At 56.5% G+C, this 6,151-nt stretch carries 4 protein-coding genes, 1 tRNA gene and 1 pseudogene; 5 read left to right on the forward strand and 1 reads right to left on the reverse strand.

The window, feature by feature from the left end:
• The 5 genes and pseudogenes from B2R17_RS07585 to B2R17_RS07605 all read left to right on the forward strand — a co-directional run.
• Nucleotides 1-896, forward strand: a pseudogene (locus tag B2R17_RS07585) (SMI1/KNR4 family protein); the annotation flags it as partial.
• A 39-nt stretch (nucleotides 897-935) separates the two neighbouring features.
• Nucleotides 936-1,745 (forward strand): adenylyl-sulfate kinase, encoded by an 810-nt coding sequence (gene cysC / locus B2R17_RS07590; RefSeq protein WP_286763488.1) that lies wholly within the window; start codon nucleotides 936-938, stop codon nucleotides 1,743-1,745.
• An 89-nt stretch (nucleotides 1,746-1,834) separates the two neighbouring features.
• Nucleotides 1,835-3,718 carry a hypothetical protein gene (locus B2R17_RS07595; protein ID WP_339888342.1) on the forward strand — a complete coding sequence of 628 codons (1,884 nt, stop codon included), beginning with the start codon at nucleotides 1,835-1,837 and terminating at the stop codon, nucleotides 3,716-3,718.
• A 23-nt stretch (nucleotides 3,719-3,741) separates the two neighbouring features.
• Nucleotides 3,742-4,962, forward strand: a complete 1,221-nt coding sequence (locus B2R17_RS07600) for a CNNM domain-containing protein (RefSeq protein WP_286763494.1) — start codon at nucleotides 3,742-3,744, stop codon at nucleotides 4,960-4,962.
• Nucleotides 4,959-5,900 carry a CNNM domain-containing protein gene (locus B2R17_RS07605; protein ID WP_008663895.1) on the forward strand — a complete coding sequence of 314 codons (942 nt, stop codon included), beginning with the start codon at nucleotides 4,959-4,961 and terminating at the stop codon, nucleotides 5,898-5,900. The genes B2R17_RS07600 and B2R17_RS07605 overlap by 4 nt, the downstream gene beginning before the upstream one ends.
• Nucleotides 5,901-5,976: 76 nt before the next feature.
• On the opposite strand, the gene B2R17_RS07610 is transcribed toward B2R17_RS07605, so the two are convergent.
• Nucleotides 5,977-6,063, reverse strand: a tRNA-Ser gene (locus B2R17_RS07610).
• Between the last annotated feature and the right edge of the window lie 88 nt (nucleotides 6,064-6,151).

A 6,151-nucleotide genomic window follows, 5' to 3' on the forward strand; every position in this document is an offset into this window, starting at 1 on the left:
AACGTTGGCGAGCCGGCGACACCGATTGGATCGACGCTTTGACCGAGGCGGGTGTTTGCAACGTCGCGATCGCTTGCCAATTGGTGATTGACGCGTTGAGCAACGAGCTGACACATCGTTTGAAGCCGGCCGATGCGAATCGGATGGGAATCGCATGGAACGACATCATGCGATGGGGATTTGACTTGCGATCGCTGCCCAACGAGGTTGCTCAGCGATTGCGGGACGAAGGAGTTGCACAAGCGGACGCCATAGATCCTGCTCAACAGGATTGGCAGCGAATCGAGGACCTGTGTGAGCGGGCTCATGCTTTGGTTCCCGAGTTGGCTTGGGCGGCTGAGTTGCTGGGGTACTGCCGTTTGCAACGCGGTGATTCAGCCGGAGCTAAGGTCGCGTTTTTGAATTCATTGCGGTGCAGTGTTTTCACTGACCAAAGCGTTCGCCTGCGAACTCACTGGGCAACATCCGGATCGGATGGGATGGCCAAGTTCGGTGCCTATTGGTTGTGCCGCGAAAATGAGTCTTCGTCGGCATCGTGGGATCACGCTTCGGGCGAAAATGGCGAGAACGCTTTTGCGGTAGCCAATGCGGTGCCCAATTCCATTTTGATGTCTGAGTATCTGGACTGTTTGCAGAACCGAGAAGGTGGTTCGGTACGCAGTCGATTGACGTCGTTTTTCTTGGACCGCGCCGAACAGAACGCCAACATTGGCGAAACGGCCGAAGCGGTTCGATGTCTCTATGCCGCTGGATGGGATTTGGGCACCGAGCCGATGACGTTGTATGCAGACCTGCTAGGGCGATTGGTCGATGCGACGCAAGCCGCCGGGTGGACATCACACGAAAATCTCGCTCGGATGCACCGAGATTGCTTCCGAAAACGATACGGCATTTGAGTCTTCCACCGGCGTCGATTGCCGATTTGGGCAATTAGGATGGACGACGTCAACGCTGACGTGGCCGATGAACATTCACCCTGTCATTCCCAATCAATCGAAAACATGAGCCAGCCCAACTCTGACGACTCCGCCGCCAGCAGCGCACCAAAAACCGGCGACGGTCAAGACGATGTGCAAAAGAACATCGTTTGGCACGCCCACACAGTTTCTCGTGAAGACCGCGAAAGCAAATTGGGGCAACGCGGTGTGGTGGTTTGGTTCACTGGGCTAAGCGGATGCGGCAAGAGCACGATCGCCAATGAGCTGGATCGATTGCTGATCGATCGAGGTGCGACGTGCACGTTGCTGGATGGCGACAATGTGCGTCATGGTTTGTGTGCTCCTCCGTCCGTGTTGCAGGAAGAACATGGTGAGGATTTCGCCGGGCGATTTGGATTGGGGTTTGGTCCCATCGATCGCGAAGAAAACATTCGCCGGATCGGTGCGGTCACCGAGTTGTTCGCATCGGCTGGCGTGATCGTTTTGGCTGCGTTTGTGAGTCCCTACCAGCGGGACCGAGATCGCGTGCGAAAAACGATCGAGAGCAGCGGCCGAGCAGGCGATTTCCTGGAGGTTTTTGTCGACACGCCTCTGGAAATCTGCAAGCAGCGAGATCCCAAGGGGCTGTATCGAAAGGCGATCGCGGGCGAAATCAAAAACTTCACCGGAATCAGCGACCCCTACGACGCACCGCCCTCGCCTGAAATTCATTTGAAGTGGCGGGAGGGCCAGACGCCTCATGATCAGGCAACGGAAATCATCCGCGAAATGGAGAAACGAGGCGTTCTCGGGCCTGCAAAGGGGTGAAAATACTCGCCAAATCGAACCATTCTTGGAGTCAATGCTTAACGACTTGATTCTCGATTGGGCGGTGATGCATTAGACTGCGACCGCACGTGAATCCTCTCGGCGACCTCCTTCGGCATTTGCCCCACGGTTTGATCCCAGTCATGCTCGGCCCCGTTTTTCAACGCGAAGCATCCGTCGTCCCCAAGCGACCGGCGACCTATGTCACACGCGGTGTCTATTTGATGGCACTGTTTCTGTTGCTATGCACCGGGTATTTGGTGCTGGACGGTTCGCGTTCTTTGGCGGCCAATGCGGACGCGGCCAAATTTGGTGGCTGGATGTTTCGTTTGCTCGCTCCGCTTCAGTTGGTGATTTTGTCGGCGTTGGCTGCGGTGGGAGCGGCTAGCAGCGTGGCTCAGGAAAAGGACCGCCGGACCCTGATTTTGATGCTGATGACCCGTTTGTCGGGCTTTGAGATCGTTGGCGGCAAAGCGGCAGCGACCCTGTTGTCACCTTTCGCACTTTGCGTCATTTCTTTGCCGCTGTTTCTGACGTTGCCCTTGTTGGGCGGAGTCGCACCGGGACAAGTCTTGGCCGTTTTCGCGGTCACGTTGGTCAGCGTCGTCGTCTCCGCCGCGGTTGGTACCGTGGTCGCGTTGTGGCGAGAAAAAACATTTCAGTCGATCGCTCTGACGGTATTGGTGTTGTTGCTGTTGGTTGCCGCGGGCGAGATCGCGGCGTCGATGTTTGGGGACGACTCCAAGTGGGCGATGGCGATCAGTGCTCCACGAGCTTTGTTGGCGGCGACCAATGCGGATGCGGGTTGGGCGGCGTTTCTGAGTGACGGCGGCGGATTGTTTGTGCTCGTTGGCAGCGTTTTGTCAGCCGTGATTTTGGGAATCGGAATCGCCAAGGTTCGTGTGTGGAACCCATCGCGTGAAGTTCGCATGAAAGCACCCGAGGCCGAAACCAGCGAAGAGTTTGAAAGCGAAGCGTTCCAACGCGATCGCGAGAAAGATCCTGAGTCCTGGAAAGTCAGACAGCCTCGGCCGGTTTGGGACAACCCAATCCTTTGGCGTGAGATTCGAACGTGGGCTTACGGACGAAAGATCATTCTCATTCGAGCGGTCTTTGTTTTGATTTTCGCAATCATTGCCACGGCGGTTTACCTGCAGGTGGAAAGCGGCGTCGCGATGGAACCAGCAGGCCGCATCGGACGAGCCTTGCCCGCGGTAACGATTCCGGTCGCGGTGCTGGGAGTGATCAGTTTGGTCTTGGTCAATGCATTGGCAGTGAACGCGGTCACCGGTGAGCGAGATGGGTTGGCGTTGGACTTGTTGTTGGTCACGGACCTTCGACCCAGCGAGTTTGTGTTTGGCAAACTTTGGGGCGTGATGTACGCGGCGAAAGAGATGATCATTCTGCCGATGTTGCTCACGATCTATTTAGGATTGTCTGGCGTGATGACCATCGAAAACATGGTTTACACGCTGTTAGGCGGATTCGCCTTGGTCGTCTTTGTTTCCATGTTGGGAATTCACTCCGGGCTGAACTATGTTTCAGGTCGAACGGCGACACTGGCCAGCCTTGGAACCGTGTTTTTCCTTTGCGTTGGCATCGCGATATGCATGACGATCATGGTCAGCTTCCGTGGCGCGTTCCAGCTTCAGTTGGCACCGTTCTTGGTGATGATCCTGGGCGGTGGGCTGGCTCTGTTCGCCGCACTTGGGTGGAGAAACCCGTCGTCGGCGATCTTTGCCGCGTCCTTTGCATTGCCGCTGATCACGTTTTACGCGATCACTCAGTTCCTGCTGCAAACCGATCACTTGTGGGTCGTGTTTAGTTTGCTTGCCGGTTATGGATTCACAACCGCGGCGATGATGATTCCCGCGCTCAGCGAATTTGATGTGTCGTTGGAACCAGACCGCGGCAATGAGACAACGCGAACAACGGGTGACAGTCCCGAGGCGTTGCCGGGGACCACGAATTGAGCGAGCTGATGTCGAAGTGGCCAATGTTGGCCGCGATGCTCGTACTCATTGTCGCTAGCGGGCTGTTCAGCGGCAGCGAAGCCGCTCTGTTCTCGCTGAAAGAACGTGACCGAAAACGAATCGGTCGCAACGGAGCGGCGGGACGTGTGGTGACGTTGTTGCTCGCGGAGCCGGATCGATTGTTGGCTGCGATCCTGTTTTGGAATCTGCTGATCAACATGACGTACTTCACGTTGGTCGCGATCGTGTCCGCCGATCTATCGCGCCCGGGAATTTTTACGCTGGTTTGTTTGCTCACGATCATCTTCTTCAGCGAGATGTTGCCCAAGAGTTTCGCGGTGATGACGCCGACGCGAATCGCTTTGATGGTTGGCGTTCCCATGACCATTGCGGTCGGTATCGTTTCGCCCATCTTGCCGTTTGTGAAATGGGCCAACGAAGCCGCCGGGCGTTTGTTGTGGCCGACGTTTGAGCCCGAGCCAGAGATTGAGTTGACGGACATTGAACGTGCGATCGAACTCGGGACCGACGATGCAACCTTGCTTCGACGAGAACGATTGGCTCTGCGGTCGTTAGTGATGATGGCTGAGATTCAAGCCGACGAAATGATGCGTCCGCGTAGCAAGCTGATGATCGTTTCGCCTCCGCTCGAAACATCGCTTTTGGCGGAAGGGTCGCCTCCTGGTGGCTATCTGATTGTCGCGGATCCCGAGGATTCTTCTGGCCAAACCATTCTCGGTTCGATCGCGGTTCGACTGCTCAGGCCGCAACAGATCGACGATTTGCCTTCGGCGGTGGAGAAGGTCTTGCATGTGCCGTGGTCTGCAAAAATCGCTCAGGTTTACGACCAGTTGGACGAACAGGACATCACGATGGCGGTCGTTGTCAACGAGTTCGGTGAGGTCGTTGGTGCACTGACCGTTGACGACATTCTGCGAGGCGTTTTGGCGAGCACGGATCAATTGGACGCCGCAGAAGATCAAATCAAACAATTGGGCGGCAAGCACTATCGAATGCCAGGGTCGACCAGCCTGCGTGCACTCGCGAAAACGTTGGAAATTGATTTGCCCGAAGAACGCACGGCGACCGTTGGTGGGCACATTCAGCGTCACAACGAACGCGTTCCGCGTGCCGGTGATGTGGCTCCGCTGGCGGAATACGAGTTGGTGGTGACGGAAGAGGACGAAGACGGGATCTGGATCGAAGCTTGGTTGGGCCCTGACTCGGAGCGTCCTTCATCATGATGTTGGCTGTTGGAGTCTTTCTTGTTGGATTGATGCTGTCCGCTTTTTTCAGCGGCAGTGAGACGGGGCTTTACCGGGTCTCACGCACGCGATTGGTGCTGGATGGACTGAGCGGTTCGTTCGCCGGTCGAGGACTGGTGTGGATGATCAATCATCCAGCGATCTTTGTTGCCACGACTTTGGTTGGAAACAACCTGGCGAACTATCTGACCAGTTTGGCGATCGTGATGTTCGTTGGTGCGTTAATTGGCGGAGGCGAAGCGATCGAATTGGCGGCCACCGTGATGATGACGCCAGTCGTGTTTGTGTTTGGTGAATTGCTGCCAAAACACCTGTTTTATCAAGCACCTTATCGGCTGTTGCGAGGCACCCGTTGGTTGTTGTTGATCGCGACGATCGTGTTTTCTCCGATCTCGTTGCTGCTCAGCTTGCTGGGCAATGCGTTGCAGAAGCTGACCGGTGAAACGCCGTTCCGTTTGCGTTTGTCGATGGCACGTGGTGATTTGGACCAGGTGCTTCAGGCGGGCCAGGACGCGGGGATTCTGGCGGTGGGACAACGCAATTTGGCCCAGAATGTCTTTGATGTTGGCAATGGGCCAGCCATTCAGTTTGGCGTGCGTCCCGAGCGATTGGCGGTCGTGGATTCACCCGTCGATTTGGAACTTGCCCGCCGCCAGGCCCGCCGGCAAAATCACCCCATCATTTTGGTGCGTCGCAAAGGCCGGATCATCGGTTTCTACCGCTACTCTGATCTGGTTTATCAAGACCAGGTTCCAGCGCCGCTGCCGATCGTTCGCGGTGCGTTGACCGACCGGCATCTGGGCGTGCTGTTGCGTTTGTACGACGCCCACAGCGATGTGGCGGTCTTGTACGAAGCCAGTGGAAAGATTGGCAGCGTGGTCACTCGCCGGCAATTGTTGCAGCCACTGCTTGGCTGATTCGCGGCCGGAATGGCTCACGCAATTGCCCCGTGGATCTTCGCCGATCATCGAGAACGTCCGAGATCAAAAGAAGCGGATGGGGTGGGATTCGAACCCACGGTAAGGTCTCCCCTACGCTAGTTTTCAAGACTAGAGCCTTCGTCCACTCGGCCACCCATCCGGAACGGGGATTTTAGCAGGCCGTCACGACTTCGCCCAGACGAGAAGCGACTCGGGAGCGTGAGCGAGCGCACCTCGCGGTTTGCGAT

The organism is Rhodopirellula sp. UBA1907 (assembly GCF_002337565.1).
Classification (GTDB): Bacteria; Planctomycetota; Planctomycetia; order Pirellulales; family Pirellulaceae; genus Rhodopirellula; species Rhodopirellula europaea.